Origin of the sequence: Mycobacterium sp. E796 (assembly GCF_001672815.1) — a bacterium.
In the GTDB taxonomy this organism is placed as follows: Bacteria; Actinomycetota; Actinomycetes; order Mycobacteriales; family Mycobacteriaceae; genus Mycobacterium.
In genome coordinates this window covers 42,574-56,041 of sequence record NZ_LZKK01000032.1, presented here as the reverse complement: position 1 = coordinate 56,041, position 13,468 = coordinate 42,574, and the positions used below count along the sequence as shown (strand labels likewise).

The 13,468-nt window shown below is 67.1% G+C and carries 13 protein-coding genes and 2 pseudogenes; 13 read left to right on the top strand and 2 right to left on the bottom strand.

The annotated features are described in order from the left end of the window. The 8 genes and pseudogenes from A5706_RS02655 to A5706_RS02620 all read left to right on the top strand — a co-directional run. Positions 1–186, top strand: a pseudogene (locus A5706_RS02655) (hydroxylase); the annotation flags it as partial. An 8-nt stretch (positions 187–194) separates the two neighbouring features. Beyond that, positions 195–1,103 (top strand): biphenyl-2,3-diol 1,2-dioxygenase, encoded by a 909-nt coding sequence (gene bphC / locus A5706_RS02650; RefSeq protein WP_068126758.1) that lies wholly within the window; start codon positions 195–197, stop codon positions 1,101–1,103. Continuing rightward, entirely contained in the window at positions 1,100–2,566 is a 1,467-nt protein-coding gene (locus A5706_RS02645; protein ID WP_068126756.1) for an FAD-dependent oxidoreductase, read from the top strand. The genes bphC and A5706_RS02645 overlap by 4 nt, the downstream gene beginning before the upstream one ends. A 22-nt stretch (positions 2,567–2,588) precedes the next feature. Then, positions 2,589–3,032 (top strand): nuclear transport factor 2 family protein, encoded by a 444-nt coding sequence (locus tag A5706_RS02640; RefSeq protein ID WP_068126755.1) that lies wholly within the window; start codon positions 2,589–2,591, stop codon positions 3,030–3,032. Between the two features lie 113 nt (positions 3,033–3,145). Further along, positions 3,146–3,955: an IclR family transcriptional regulator gene (locus A5706_RS02635; protein ID WP_068126754.1), complete on the top strand. Its 810-nt coding sequence runs from the start codon at positions 3,146–3,148 to the stop codon at positions 3,953–3,955. Then, positions 3,952–4,878, top strand: a complete 927-nt coding sequence (locus tag A5706_RS02630) for an alpha/beta hydrolase (RefSeq protein WP_068126752.1) — start codon at positions 3,952–3,954, stop codon at positions 4,876–4,878. The genes A5706_RS02635 and A5706_RS02630 overlap by 4 nt, the downstream gene beginning before the upstream one ends. Before the next feature lie 68 nt (positions 4,879–4,946). Continuing rightward, the gene (locus A5706_RS02625) at positions 4,947–5,294 is read left to right on the top strand and encodes a hypothetical protein (RefSeq protein ID WP_068126750.1); all 348 of its coding nucleotides are present in this window, start codon (positions 4,947–4,949) and stop codon (positions 5,292–5,294) included. Beyond that, entirely contained in the window at positions 5,287–5,934 is a 648-nt protein-coding gene (locus A5706_RS02620; protein ID WP_068126749.1) for a Dabb family protein, read from the top strand. Before A5706_RS02625 ends, A5706_RS02620 begins: the two co-directional genes overlap by 8 nt. A gap of 1 nt (position 5,935) precedes the next feature. On the opposite strand, the gene A5706_RS02615 is transcribed toward A5706_RS02620, so the two are convergent. Beyond that, a complete protein-coding gene (locus A5706_RS02615; protein WP_068126746.1) occupies positions 5,936–6,823 on the bottom strand; it encodes an SDR family oxidoreductase in 888 nt (295 codons plus the stop codon). After that, the gene (locus A5706_RS02610; RefSeq protein ID WP_068126745.1) at positions 6,820–8,751 is read right to left on the bottom strand and encodes an NAD(P)/FAD-dependent oxidoreductase; all 1,932 of its coding nucleotides are present in this window, start codon (positions 8,749–8,751) and stop codon (positions 6,820–6,822) included. Before A5706_RS02610 ends, A5706_RS02615 begins: the two co-directional genes overlap by 4 nt. Before the next feature lie 530 nt (positions 8,752–9,281). Between A5706_RS02610 and A5706_RS02605 the strand changes: the two genes are divergently transcribed. The 5 genes and pseudogenes from A5706_RS02605 to A5706_RS02585 all read left to right on the top strand — a co-directional run. Next, positions 9,282–9,761 carry a nuclear transport factor 2 family protein gene (locus tag A5706_RS02605; RefSeq protein WP_068126743.1) on the top strand — a complete coding sequence of 160 codons (480 nt, stop codon included), beginning with the start codon at positions 9,282–9,284 and terminating at the stop codon, positions 9,759–9,761. After that, entirely contained in the window at positions 9,758–10,630 is an 873-nt protein-coding gene (locus A5706_RS02600; protein WP_068126741.1) for an SDR family NAD(P)-dependent oxidoreductase, read from the top strand. Before A5706_RS02605 ends, A5706_RS02600 begins: the two co-directional genes overlap by 4 nt. Position 10,631: 1 nt before the next feature. Then, positions 10,632–11,576 (top strand): alpha/beta hydrolase, encoded by a 945-nt coding sequence (locus tag A5706_RS02595; protein ID WP_068126740.1) that lies wholly within the window; start codon positions 10,632–10,634, stop codon positions 11,574–11,576. An 86-nt stretch (positions 11,577–11,662) separates the two neighbouring features. Further along, the gene (locus A5706_RS02590; RefSeq protein ID WP_068126737.1) at positions 11,663–12,739 is read left to right on the top strand and encodes a hypothetical protein; all 1,077 of its coding nucleotides are present in this window, start codon (positions 11,663–11,665) and stop codon (positions 12,737–12,739) included. Positions 12,740–12,756: 17 nt separating this feature from the next. Continuing rightward, positions 12,757–13,038: pseudogene (locus A5706_RS02585) on the top strand (SDR family NAD(P)-dependent oxidoreductase); the annotation flags it as partial. Positions 13,039–13,468 lie beyond the last annotated feature (430 nt).

Below are 13,468 nucleotides of genomic sequence, written 5' to 3'. Positions count from 1 at the left end.
GACGAAATCTTCGCCCGCTCCGGCGGAAACGCGGCCCGGATGGACAAGCCCCTGCAACGGTATTGGCGGGACGTGCACGTGGGCCAGCTGCATGCCATCCACGTCCCCGGCACCACTTATCACGCGTCGGCGCTGAGCTCGCTGGGCATCGACCCGCCGGAAGGCCCGCTGCGGGCCCTGATCTAGGAGTGGCAGTGAGCGACCTGAAAAGCCTTGGCTACATCACCATTTCGACGAACGACGTCGACCGGTGGCGGCATTTCGCGTTCGCCGTTCTGGGTTTCGCGGGGGGAAAGGGATCCGACCCGTCGGCGCTGTACCTGCGCATGGACGAACGCGCGGCCCGGATCGTCGTCGTTCCCGGCGAGACGGAGCGGGTGCTCACCATCGGCTGGGAGGTGCGCGATCATGCGGCCTTGCAACGGGTCAAGGCCACCCTGGACGGCGCCGGCGTCGCGTTCAAGCAGCTGTCGCTCGACGAGGCCGAGGAACGCCGCGTCGAAGAGGCGATCGCGTTCGAGGATCCCGCGGGCCACACACTCGAGGTGTTCCACGGCCCGGTGCTTGACCACAGCCCGGTCATCACTCCGTTCGGCGCGAAGTTCGTCACCGGCGATCAGGGGCTCGGCCACGTCGTGCTGCCCGCGACGGACCCCAACGGGCTCTTCGACTTCTACACCGACGTCTTGGGTTTCCGTTCCCGCGGCGCGTTCCGGGTGCCGCTGCCCAAAGAGTTCGGCCCGGTGCGGGTTCGCTTCCTGGGTATCAATGAGCGCCACCACAGCCTGGCGATCGTGCCGGCCGCGCATCTGCGCGACCCGCGCGTCGTTCACATCATGGTCGAGGTCGACACCCTCGACGCTGTCGGGCAGGCGCTGGACCGGGTCAACGCCGAGGGCTTCCAGTTGTCCTCCACGCTGGGCCGGCATACCAACGACAAGATGATCTCGTTCTACGTCCGCGCGCCCGGCGATTGGGACATCGAATTCGGCACCGACGGGATGCGGGTCGACGAAACCTATTACACCGCAGAGGAAATCACCGCCGACAGCTACTGGGGCCACCAGTGGACCGGCGAGATGCCCGCGGCGATGCGGTTATGACGCCCGACACCGACGTCACCCCATTCCCGGCGTCGTCGGTCGCGTCGTGGGATCAGGAGGCCGATGTCGTCATCGCCGGCTACGGGGTGGCCGGCGCCGCCGCGGCGGTCGAAGCGGCCCGCTCCGGCGCCGACGTGCTGGTGTTGGAACGCACCGGGTCGTGGGGCGGTGCGGCGGCGATGGCCGGCGGATTCATCTACCTCGGCGGCGGCACCGCGCTGCAAACCGCCTGTGGCTTCAGCGATTCCGCCGACAACATGGCCGCCTTCCTCAACGTGGCGATGGGCCCCGGCGCCGACGAGAACCGGATCGCCGATTACTGCGCCGGCAGCGTCGCGCACTTCGACTGGCTCGTCGGCTGTGGCGTGCCGTTCAAGGCGGAGTTCTTCTCCGAGCCCGGCTGGGAGCCGATGGGCGACCAAGGGCTGATGTACAGCGGCGGCGAAAACGCCTACCCGTTCAACACCATCGCCTCCCCCGCCCCGCGCGGGCACGTCCCGCAGATGCAGAACAAGAAGCAGGGTGAGGCGAGCGCGGGCTACATGCTGATGAAGCCCTTGGTCGAGACGGCCACGGCGGCCGGTGCACGGGCGCTGTACGACGTCCGCGTGCAAAGCCTGATCATCGAGTCCGACGGCAGGGTCGTCGGCATCCGCGCCCGCCAATACGGCGCTGAGATGACGGTTCGGGCCCGCAGCGGGGTCGTGCTCGCGACGGGCAGCTTCGCCTACAACGACGCCATGGTGGCGCGGTACGCCCCGCGGATCGCCGGGCGCCCGGCGGCCTCGATCGAGCAGCACGACGGGCAGGGGATCCGGATGGCACAGGCCCTGGGCGCCGATCTGGCCCACATGGACGCCACGGAGGTCGCGATCTTCATCGATCCCCAGCAACTGGTGCGCGGCATCCTGGTCAACGGCCGCGGCCAGCGCTACGTCGCCGAGGACACCTACCCGGGCCGGGTGGGGCAGCTCACGCTGTACCAGCAGGACAACACCGCTTTTCTGATCATCGACGACGACGCGCAGCAGGAGGCGATGGCCTCGTGGTCGCCGAAGTTCATGCTGCGGCAGCCGACCTGGGTGGCCGACACCGTGGCCGATCTGGAGCGCGACATGGGCCTGGCCCCCGGCTCGCTGCGGGCGACGGTGGCCGCCTACAACGAGGGCGCCGCGCGCGGCGAGGATCCGCTGTTGCACAAGAAACCCGAGTGGCTGCGGCCGATCGGTTCCCCGGTCGGGGCCGTCGACCTGCGGGAGAACACCGGCGGTTTCACGCTGGGAGGGCTGTCCACCACGTTGGACGCCGAGGTCCTGCACGTCAGCGGCGAGCCCATCCCGGGACTGTTCGCCGCGGGCCGTTCGACCGCAGGACTGGCCGCGTGGGGTTACGCCAGCGGCATCTCGCTCGGTGACGGCAGCTTCTACGGCCGCCGCGCTGGCCGGTCCGCGGCCAAGGGCTGAGCCCTTTCCGGAGGAACACCCGATGGACAGTGATCGACTACGAGTTCTGCTCGCTGAGCGTGACATCGAACGAACGTTGACGCGATTCGCCCGCGCGATGGACGAGCGCGATTGGACGGCGATGGCAGAGATCCTGGCCGACGACGCGGCAGGCGACCTCGGGACCGGGCGGCTGCACGGCAGCGCGGCGATGATCGAGCTGATCCGCGAGTTCCTCGACAATTGCGGTCCCACCCAACACCTGCTCGCCAACGTCGTCATCGACGTCGACGGGGACACCGCGATCAGTCGCGCCTACGTCCATGACGTTCACCTGAGTTCGGACGCCGATCCCGCGATCCGGTTTTACACGCTCGGTGACTACACGGACACGTGGGAACGGCGCTCCGATGGATCGTGGAAATTGAAGGAGCGGTTCAAGACCAATCGAGCCCACGTCGGATCGCTGGACATCTTTCGTGGCTAACGGCGCTGCCTGAAAAGCTTGCCGCCTTACCGCCATGCGTGACAGAGGCCACACCAGTGTGGTAGAACCAATATTACTATTAGACATATGCCAACTAGATAGATAGGGATCCGATGACATCAGCCGTCAAGACTGTCGAGACTCCTACGGCCGTGATCGACCGCATCTCGCTGGTCCTCGACGCCTTCGACGGACAGGGCCGGCTAACGCTGGCGCAGATCGTGCGCCGCACCGGCCTGCCCCGATCCTCGGCGCACCGCATGCTCGAGCGCCTGGTGCAGCTGCGGTGGCTGCGCCGCAGCGGCCGTGACTACGAACTGGGCATGCGCCTGGTGGAGCTGGGTTCACTGGCAGTGCACCAGGATCGCCTGGTACGGGCGGCCGGCCCCTTGCTCGGCGAGTTGCACCGCGCCACCGGGCTTGTCGTGCACCTGGCGGTCTTGGACGGCGCGGACGTCGTCTACCTGGACAAGGTCGGCGACCAACGGATACCCACTCGTGTGGGCGGTCGCCAGCCCGCGCACTGTACCGCGGTTGGAAAAGCGATCCTCGCCTATCGCGACGACGATGCCGAGCTCGATCTGCGGGTTCGCAAGACGAAATACTCGATCTCCAGCGGCCCGCAGCTCGCCGTCGAGCTGGCCAAGGTGCGTGCCCACGGAGTCGCGTTCGAACGCGAGGAGTCGCTGCTCGGATTCGGTTGCGTGGCCGCGCCGATCGGCGGACCCGGTGAGGCGGTCGCCGCGGTGTCGGTCTGCGGTCCGATGAACCGCATGATGTTCGACCAGCGACTGGCCGCGCCCGTGCGCACGACCGCGATGGGTGTCTGGCGGAACGTCGAGGACGGCCCCCAGCGCGTCGCGCCGACTCTGCAGCCGCTGCGGCCGCTGCGCCAGGCCCGTCCGGCGCTGCAGTACGCGTGACGCTCGATCCGCAGATCGCGCCCCTGATCGACATGCTCGACGCCGGCTTCCCGCCGGTGCACACCATGAGCGGTGCGGAGGCCCGGGCGCTGATCCGCTCCAGGTTCGTGCCACCCGCCAAGCCCCCGCACGTCGCCGAGGTCCGCGACGACATGATCGAAGGACCGGGCGCCGGCATTCCGGTCCGTGTCTACCGACCCGACAGCCGGAACACGAGCCTGCCGATTCTGGTTTACGCCCACGGCGGCGGCTTCGTGTTCTGCGACCTGGACAGCCACGACGCGCTTTGCCGCGACATCGCGAATCGCGTTCCCGCCGTGGTGATCTCGGTGGACTACCGGTTGGCGCCGGAGCACCGCTGGCCGGCGGCGGCCGACGATGTGTACACCGTCGCCCGATGGGCGGCGCACAACGCGTCCGACCTCGGCGGCGACCCCGGCCGCCTGGCGGTGGGTGGCGATAGCGCGGGCGGCAACCTGGCCGCCGTGACCGCCCTGATGGCACGCGACCGAGGCGGCCCGCTGCTGGCCGCCCAGTTCCTGATCTACCCGGTTTTGGCGGCGAACTTCCAGAACGAGTCCTATCGGTTGTTCGGCCGCGGCTTCTACAACCCGAGGCCGGCGCTGCAGTGGTATTGGGACCAGTACGTGCCGTCGCTGGCCGACCGAGAACACCCGTATGCCACACCTATGAACGCCGAGCTGGATGGGCTACCACCTGCCGTCATGGTCATCGCCGGACACGATCCGCTACGAGATGAGGGACTGGTCTTCGCCGACGCGTTACAGGCTGCCGGCGTGCCGACCGTGCAACTGCGCTACGACGGCGGCATTCACGGCTTCATGACGATGCCGATGCTCGATCTTGCCCACCGGGCCCGGGAGGAGGCCGCTGCCGCGCTCGCCGACATCTTGCGGCGATAGGGCGCTGACGCCTCCCGATGGTCGGGAACCGGACGCGCGCCGTTCGGTGCGTGCCATACGGTCAGGTAATGGCAGATGGCCAAATCTTCGTGATAGACCGTGTGATCACCAAGCCGGGTTGTGCGCGCCGGTTCGTCGACACCTACCTCGCCGAGTACGCCCCCGGCGCGCGCGATCGCGGCATGACGCTGCGGGACGTCTTGGTCAGCCCGCCCATTTGGTTCGACGACCAGACGAACACGGTGACCATCACCTGGACGCTGCCGAGCGTGCCGGCTTGGTGGGAGATGACCTGGCACGGCAGGCCGGACCCGGCGCTGGGCGAATGGTGGTCACACATTGCCGAATTGGTGCAGGATCGATCACGATCGTTCGCAGCGGCAGCGGACGATGTCGAAGGGCTCTGCGATGTTTAGCGTCACCAGGCTGATCGACGTCGCCGAGGGCGACCGCGACCGGGTGCTGGCGGCGCTTCGCGGCGCGGCCGCGCAGGTAGACGGCGAACGCGGTCTGGTGGAACCGACCCTCCCGGGTGCCCGCAACGGCGGTGACATCCTGATGCACCTGCGGTTCACCGATGCCGCCGAATGGGACTCTGCTGCCACGCTTTTCGACGATGTCCTCGGCGACCCCGCGGTCCGTCGCGTCAACGGGGCCACCTACTTCGGTTGCCCCGCCAGCACGGGCTGGTCGACGAAACCCGGGGCCGTCTATCGCACCTTGCTGCTGAGCGTGGTGCCCGGCACCGACGCCGCGACCATCTCCCGTTTTGAGGCCGATCTGCGGCTGATGCCGAAATACGTACGGACCATCACCGATTGGCAGCTCAGCCGTGTGGTTGACGCGTCCGGCGCCTCGTCGTGGACCCACGTGTTCGAACAGCTCTTCACCGACGTTGACGGCCTGACGGGCCCGTATCTGATGCACCCGATTCACTGGGCCCACGTGGACCGATGGTTCGATCCCGAATGTCCGGACGTCATCGTGCGTGATCGGGTCTGCCACAGTTTTTGCCGAAGCGATAGGACAATCGGGTCGCCGGCGGTGGCGCCGTGATCTATAAGCCGGCGGACAAAATGTTGGGGTTGGCCGTCGGCGGAGGTTGCAGAGGTGGGAACAACTCGTCGCCGTCGAGACCGTGCACCGGCAACTGTTGCGACCAGGGGTAATGCAGGCTGAACGCGACCAGTCCGGTGCGCTCGGCCGCGGGCAGGTGGCACATCGCCAATACGGTTTCGGCAAGGTATTCGACGGGTTCGGTCGGGAAAGACTCCGGGATCAGCTGTGCCGCGCCGGGTGTGCGGATGGCCGTCGACGGACCGACGCAGTTGACTGCAATGTTGGCGTCGAGCAGTTCGGCGGCCACGCCCTGGGTGAAACGGTGCAGCGCTGCCTTCATGGACGCGTAGACGACGTCGCCCGCCGTCTTGTTGTAGTCCCGGTACGGCCGCACCGGGGCCACACCGGTCACCGAGCCGATGTTGACGATCCAGCCCGCGCCTTGTTTACGCATGTGCGGCACAGCCGATTTCGTAAGGACGAACGGAACCCGCAGGTAGTGTTCCACGGTGCGGTCGAAGGTTTCCAGGCTCATGTCCTCTACCAAGGAGTAGTCGGCGAAACCGGCGTTGTTGACCAGGATGTCGATCCGGCCGGTGCGGTCGAGGACCGCGTCGACCAACCCGTCGCGCTGCTCGGCGTCCTCAAGGTTGGCCGCGACGCCGAACGCTTGGCCACCGGCCGCCTCGATCAGCTCGATGGTCTCGTCGATGGTGCCCGGCAGCGCGGAAGTCGTTCCGGCGCGCACCGACAAGGACGGTGTGCGCGACCGGGCCGTGACCGCCACGGTGGCGCCTTCGGCGGCCAGCCGCTGGGCGATTGCGCGGCCGATTCCCCGGCTGCTGCCCGTTACCAAAGCCGTTTTGCCGCAGAGTAATCGGCTCATCGCAGCGTGAGATCCTCTTCGAGCGGGGCCCTATGATCGCGCCAGAAGTCGATCAGGCGATACGGGAAGGCGGTGACGATCCGCCCTCCTCCGGAGCGGTAGTAGGTATGGGCGGAGGGGGTATGGCACCAGACGGTGCCGGCCATGGTCGCATCGATATCGGCGACGTAGCGCTCGTAGGCGCCCTGCGTCACCTCGATGGTGGCGGCTTTGCGCAGCGCCATCAATTGCAGGCATTCCATGACGTAATGCACCATCACCTCGACGCCGAAGTTATGGCCGGCCCCGTGTCCCGGGCTGTAATTGGGCGCCGAGGAAATGAACATGTTCGGGAAGCCGGGCACCATCCCGCCGCGGTAGGCGCGCGGGACGTCGCCCCACTCCTCGTTCAGCGTCCTGCCGCCGCGGCCCCGGATGTCCACGGTGGAAAGGAAATCCAGGTAGTAGCCGGTCGCGTAGATGATGACATCGAGGTCGATCTGCCGACCGTCGGATGTCACGATTCCAGCCTCGTTGACCCGGGCGGGCTCGCTGGCCTCAACGTCCACATGCTCCCGGGCCAGCGCGGCGTAATAACCGCCGGGATCGCGGATGATCCGCTTGCCGTAGGGAGCGAAGTCGGGAGTCACCTTGCGGGCGAGCTCGCTGCCGGCACCGAATACCCGATCGATGTAGTCGAGGCACATCTGCAGCAAGGCATCGTTCGCCGGAGAGATCGACCGGTGTTCGGCCGCCCATTCCGGGTCATGCAGGATCACCGGGTAGTTGTTGTCCGCCGTGCCCCAATATGATTTGAGCCGTATCCAATTCGCGTAGTACGGCAGCCGGCTGCCCAGCCAGCGCTGGTATTCGGGAACGTCGTCGGACGCCCGCCTCCGCGGCGCCACCCAATGCGGCTGACGTTGGAACACGGTCAGGTGCGCGACTTGGTCCACGCAGGCATCGACGATCTGCACCGCGGTGCAACCGGCACCGATGATGGCGACCCTCTTACCCGTCAAATCAAGGTCGGGATCCCACTGCGCGGAATGGACCGACAGTCCCGAGAACGTCTCGCGGCCGGGCAGATCAGGCCAGCGGGGCCGGTTGAGATATCCGGCGGCCGGGATCACCACGTTGGCATAACTCACATCCCGGGCGCCGTCGGGGCCGACCGAGTGGATCTGCCATTGCCTGCGCGTCTCGTCCCACCAGAGTGCTTCGACCTCGGTACCGAACCGGGTGCGCTTCCGCAGATCGTTCTTGTCGGCCACCGAAACCAGGTAGGACTGGTACTCCGCGCCCATGGGGTAGTAGCTGGACCAATCCCCCTTGATATCCCGCGACAGCGAGTAATACGCCGATGGTGTGTCCACGCCGATGCCCGGATAGGTGGTGGTGTACCAGGTGCCCCCGACTTCGTCGTTTCGGTCGAAGATCTGGTAGTCGATGCCGGCATCGGCCAACTCCAGCGCGGCGGTCAGCCCGGCGATACCCGCACCGACGATCGCGACCCGAAAGCCATCTGGGAGCTTGGCGGTGCGCGGCAGTACCGGCTGTGACGGCTGGAACCCGCCCTGCTCCAACAGCAGTGGGATGTAATCCGCACCGACAGCTCCCCCGAGTGCCACCGGCGCAATCCGTGCGAACAGCTGTGGGTCATCGGCGGGTACGGCGGCGGCCGCGCGTGGTGAACGCAGTGCCGCGATCACCGCATCGACGAGCGCTGTCGCCGTCTCGGGGTCGGTGACACCGGCCTGCTCCGGCGGGTCGGGCACATGAGAGATCTTCGCCGCGAACCGGTCGACCACCGCCGGGTCGCCGGTCAGTTGCGCCAACACGGCGACCAGCACGCCAGGGTCCGCCTGGCAAAGGTTGGCCCGCAGCTCGTCAGGATCCAAATCCACCCGTCCGGTGCTTTCGGTCGTGACGGGGACACCAGCGCTCATACCAACGAGTATCGAGGCCGTCCGCACAGATGTGCAGATCCCTGTCTACTCAGCGGGACGCCGACGCCCCCGACTCCGTCGAACGTGGCGGACATGCTCGGCGACCATTGCTGTCAGATGCTGAATGCGATGGCAGAATCTGACAGAGCCATGTTGGCACACAAGACACCGAAGGGGTGAGCGGAAAAGGAGCCTGACGTGACTGCGCCCGCCAAGCCGACTTGAGCGAACGCGCCGCACGATTCGATCTCGGTGCGGACCCCTTTCACCGCGAACTGCCAGCGCAACTCGTGATCCAATGCTGCAGACACGCGTACGTCCACTGGGTGGAGGACGGCAACTTCCGCCGTTTGAAATCCGGGTTGCGAATGGGCGTCGAGATGACACTTGCATCACTGTCGCCCGTTCCAGGCGGTCACCGATAGGAGCGCATATTCTCACGCGAGGCGGGTGACCTCTGGCAGAGACCGTGTTCCACTGACCGGGCATCAGGCCTGTCGCCCGGGCCACACCCGGAGTTGACTAACCCCATGGCCAACGACATCACGCTGCCCGAATTGCAGGAGTTCATCGCCGGCTTCTGGTACCACTACGACGAGGCCCACTACGACGAGATGGCGGCCGGCTACGCCGAGGATGTGCACTATCTGACCCGAAGCGACTCCGGCGCAAGCCCTTTCGAGGAACTGATGTCACCGGAGCTCAACGGTCGCGAAGCGGTGATGGAATGGCTGACGGAGCACCGCAAGCAGAGCCCGTATCCGCTGCGCCACCACGCCACGAATGTCCATCGCACCGGCACCGATGGTGACGTCACCCGGGCGCGGTTCTACATCTTCGTCAACCAGATCACCAACTTCGTGCCGTTCGCCGTGTCCAGCGGGGTCGTCAACGTGGGCGTCCGGCGCGGCGCCAGCGGCCTTCAGTTCACCGAGATGGACGTCGTCCTCGACGCCACCAACTCGGTGCTGCTGTCGGAGCTGGCCGCCGACAGCACCGCGGGTTCGTGACTGCCGGAGGAGCATTCTCCGGCGGGGTCGCCGTCGTCACCGGAGCGGGCTCCGGCCTCGGTGCCGGGTTGGCGCGCCATGCCGGCGGGCTGGGGATGACCGTGGTGCTGGCGGACATCGACGGGGCGGCGGCCGCGTGCGTCGCCGACGAACTGCGCGCCGCGGGTGGGTCGGCGGTCGACGTCGTCTGCGACGTGCGCGACCCCGACGCCGTGCACGACCTCGCCGAGCGGGTCTACCGGGACGTCGGCGCGGTGCGCTTGCTGGTCAACAACGCCGGCGTCGAACAGTTCGGATATCTGTGGGACACCCCGGTGGCCAATTGGCAGCGGACGATCGACATCAACGTCAGCGGCGTCTTTTACGGCGTGCGGGCTTTCCTGCCGAAGATGATGGCCACCGACGAGCCGGCGTGGGTGTGGAACGTCGCGTCGGTCGGCGCGGTGGTGGCGATTGCGTTGCAGGCCCCCTACATCGTCAGCAAGCACGCGGTGCTGGCGTTGACCGAGTGCCTGTACCTCGAGGTCGAATCCGCTGGGCACGCCAATCACATTCACGTGCAAGCCGTGCTGCCCGGCCCCGTGTCGTCCAACATCTTCGAATCGGCCGGCGGGATCGATGCCGGCGGTACCGGTGATGTGGTCGCCGCCGAGGCGCAACGCTCGGCGATGCTGGACCTCAAAGGCACGGCCATGGACCCGACGACGGCCGCCAAGACGCTGTTCCAGCAGGCCACCGACGGTCGCTTCTACCTACACACCCACCCCGAAACGGTGGGCGCCGCGATGGCCGACCGGGCCGATGTGCTTGCGTCACAACGCCGCCCGGTGCTGCGCACCGAAAGCCGCTTCGGCCCGGCAAAGCGCTGACATGGTGACGCCCACGCTGGATCCCGACGCCGCGGCGCGCGTCGCATCCTTCGGTGAGATCCCGCCCATGCGCCGACGCGGCTTGGCAGCGGTGCGCGCCGGGCTGGAATCCGCTCCCCTGCCCGACGCGATGCCGGAAATGGCTCGCATCGCCGAGGCTTCCATCCCCGGACCGGCCGGACCGATCCCGGCGCGCATCTACCGGCCCATCGATGATCGCGCGCAACCGGCGGTCGTCTACTTCCACGGCGGCGGGTTGGTGATGGGCTCAAATCACTCGTTCGAACCGCTGGCGCGTGAGCTCGCGTCGGTGTCAGGAGCCACCGTCGTGGCGGTCGAGTACCGGTTGGCCCCGGAGTTCCCACCGCCGGCGCAGTTCGACGACGCCTACGCCGCGACCGGATGGGTTTCCCGAAATGCCGCCGGGCTGGGAGTCGATGCCCAGCGGCTTGCAGTGGTCGGCGACAGCGCCGGTGGCTCGCTCGCCGCGGCAGTCGCGCTGGCCGCCCGGGATCGCGGCGGGCCCGCGATCTGTGCACAGGTGCTGCTGTATCCCGGGCTGGATCGCGACATGTCCGTCCCTTCCATTGCCGCGCTGGCCGATGCGCCGCTGCTCGCCCGCGACGACATCGACTACATGCACGCGCTCGTCGACGGTGACGCGGGTCCGCCCACCGACCCCTATGTGGTGCCGGCCTATGCATCAGACCTGTCCGGGCTTCCGCCGGCGATCGTGGTGACCGGCGGCTGCGATCCCATCCGCGACTGGGGCGAGCGGTACGCCGATCGGCTACGCGATGCAGACGTGCAGACCACATGCACCCGCTATCCGGGCGTGTACCACGGCTTTTTGATGCGCTCCGACGCGACCGCGCGCGGCCGGCTGGCCATCGCCGAGGTCGGCGCGCTGCTGCGAGCCAAGTTCAGCCATCCCGTTCGTTTTTGACGTCCCGGTGACCGGACAACAACCGGCCGTATCGCGCTGACCGTGCCCACAATCGATCGATTGCAGAACTGCAAAGGAGACAGCTGATGCTCACCGACGAGCGGCGAATGGCGCTTTCCGACGTGCTGCGGCCGGCCGCACCGCCACGCGAAATCGACGATGTCTACACCGACGACCAGCGCGAGCGGATGCTCGACGTGGTGCGGACGGAAGGACCGTGGAAGCTGATCATCGCCCAACACTTCGCGTCGGCCGACGAGCTGATGGCCACGATGAGTGGGATGTTCCCGGAAGGATTCACCCCGTCGCTGGATTTGTTTCTGACCCCGACGTTCCGCGGCTACCTGGCCAATTACGGCGCGGTGCTCTACCCGCAACTGCACGACTGCTTTTACAACGCGCGGTTCCTGGAGCTGGCCAAGGCCTACTGGAAAGCCGAATACGCCAAGCCGCAGCTGATGTTGTTCAACATCAACGGTCCGTGCGCCAACCGAGACCCCGGGCACCTGGATTCGCCGAGTTTCCGCGGAGTGCGACACGAGAATGCCCCAACCTGGCTCACCAGCGTGATGGGTAAATCCGGGCTTTTCCAGGACTACCTGATCAAGATGGCCCAGGTAATCACCTGGTTCTCCCTGGATGCCGGCAGCGGCTTCACCTACTGGCCCGATGGGCCGCTCAAGGCGCCCAAGCGCATCCTGCCCCCGATCAACAACCGCGGCATCGTCGTCCAGAACGAGATGATGGTGCACCGCGGTGAGGCCAACGGACCCCTGGCTCAACAGATTCCGGCCGGCCTGGCGTTCGACACGATGTTCACCGGCGACCCGAGTGACCGCGACTCCTGGTTGCTGAAGAACGGTGACAACGTCATCGCGCGCCACCACACTGACGAACTGCGCTTCCTGGTGCACTGGTCAGCCGAGGTGTTCGCGGACTACGACGAGCTGAAAAAGAACATGGAAGGCTCCGACGACCTTTCGGTCGAGAAGGCCATCGACATCATGGTCGACGACCTGGCGAGCAAGGGCGTCAAGCTCGACATCCCCAGCGAACCGCTGCACGACCCGGCGTTCGTCGGCGCCCTCAACGCCGCGTACGACCTCGGCGGCCCGGCGGTGTATCCCGAGGAAGCCCCAGTCAGCGCCTTCCAGCTGGCATGACCGAAGGCGCCTGACTGATGGAACGTTTCGCCGACAGACGCGTCGTCGTGACCGGAGCTGGTTCCGGAATCGGGCAGGCCACCGCGGCCCCGCTGCTCGATGAGGGCGGCACCGTCGTGGCTTACGACGTCTCGGCGGACGGGCTGGCACGAACCGCGGCCGCCGCCGACGATGCCGGCACCGGTGAGCGACTGACCACCGCCGTCCTCGACAATTCCGACGAGGGTGCCGTGACGGCCGCAGTGGATGCGGCGCTGGCGGACCCGAGCGCCGTCGCGTCGGTGATCGCCATGGTGGCCTCCGACGACGGCGCGTTCGTCACCGGCACCGAAATCCGGATCGACAGCGGCGCGCACGCCTGAACTCGGCGAGCGATCACGGAAGTCACCGAATCACGTGTGTCGGATTTCGCGATCGTGCAGATGGCGGGCGGAAAGCTAAGGAACTTTCTCGCCGCAGTTGCCCGCACGGGCCGGGAGCCTGGCGGTCAGCGTCGAGGCATTCACCGCAGACCTCCTGATCCGAGAGCAGGTATTCAAAGCCCTGGACGCCCAAATGACCGAGGTGACGCTGTGGGCCCAGGGGCGGCCGGTGGGGGTCACGCGCGCGACGATCAGGGCCCAACACGTGTTGAGCCCGGTGGCGCGGGTGTTCAAGGGTTACGCGCTCGCCGCGGCGGGACTCCCTGTGACTCAGTCGACCCACCGAGACCCTGATGTGCGACGTTGC

Bases quoted from the DNA above. Each gene is read 5' to 3' on its own strand.
- A5706_RS02635 (WP_068126754.1), top strand. From the start codon at position 3,146: ATGACATCAGCCGTCAAGACTGTCGAGACTCCTACGGCCGTGATCGAC.
- A5706_RS02595 (WP_068126740.1), top strand. From the start codon at position 10,632: ATGGTGACGCCCACGCTGGATCCCGACGCCGCGGCGCGCGTCGCATCC.
- A5706_RS02640 (WP_068126755.1), top strand. From the start codon at position 2,589: ATGGACAGTGATCGACTACGAGTTCTGCTCGCTGAGCGTGACATCGAA.
- A5706_RS02590 (WP_068126737.1), top strand. From the start codon at position 11,663: ATGCTCACCGACGAGCGGCGAATGGCGCTTTCCGACGTGCTGCGGCCG.
- A5706_RS02620 (WP_068126749.1), top strand. From the start codon at position 5,287: ATGTTTAGCGTCACCAGGCTGATCGACGTCGCCGAGGGCGACCGCGAC.
- A5706_RS02605 (WP_068126743.1), top strand. From the start codon at position 9,282: ATGGCCAACGACATCACGCTGCCCGAATTGCAGGAGTTCATCGCCGGC.
- A5706_RS02615 (WP_068126746.1), bottom strand. From the start codon at position 6,823: ATGAGCCGATTACTCTGCGGCAAAACGGCTTTGGTAACGGGCAGCAGC.
- A5706_RS02645 (WP_068126756.1), top strand. From the start codon at position 1,100: ATGACGCCCGACACCGACGTCACCCCATTCCCGGCGTCGTCGGTCGCG.
- A5706_RS02625 (WP_068126750.1), top strand. From the start codon at position 4,947: ATGGCAGATGGCCAAATCTTCGTGATAGACCGTGTGATCACCAAGCCG.
- A5706_RS02610 (WP_068126745.1), bottom strand. From the start codon at position 8,751: ATGAGCGCTGGTGTCCCCGTCACGACCGAAAGCACCGGACGGGTGGAT.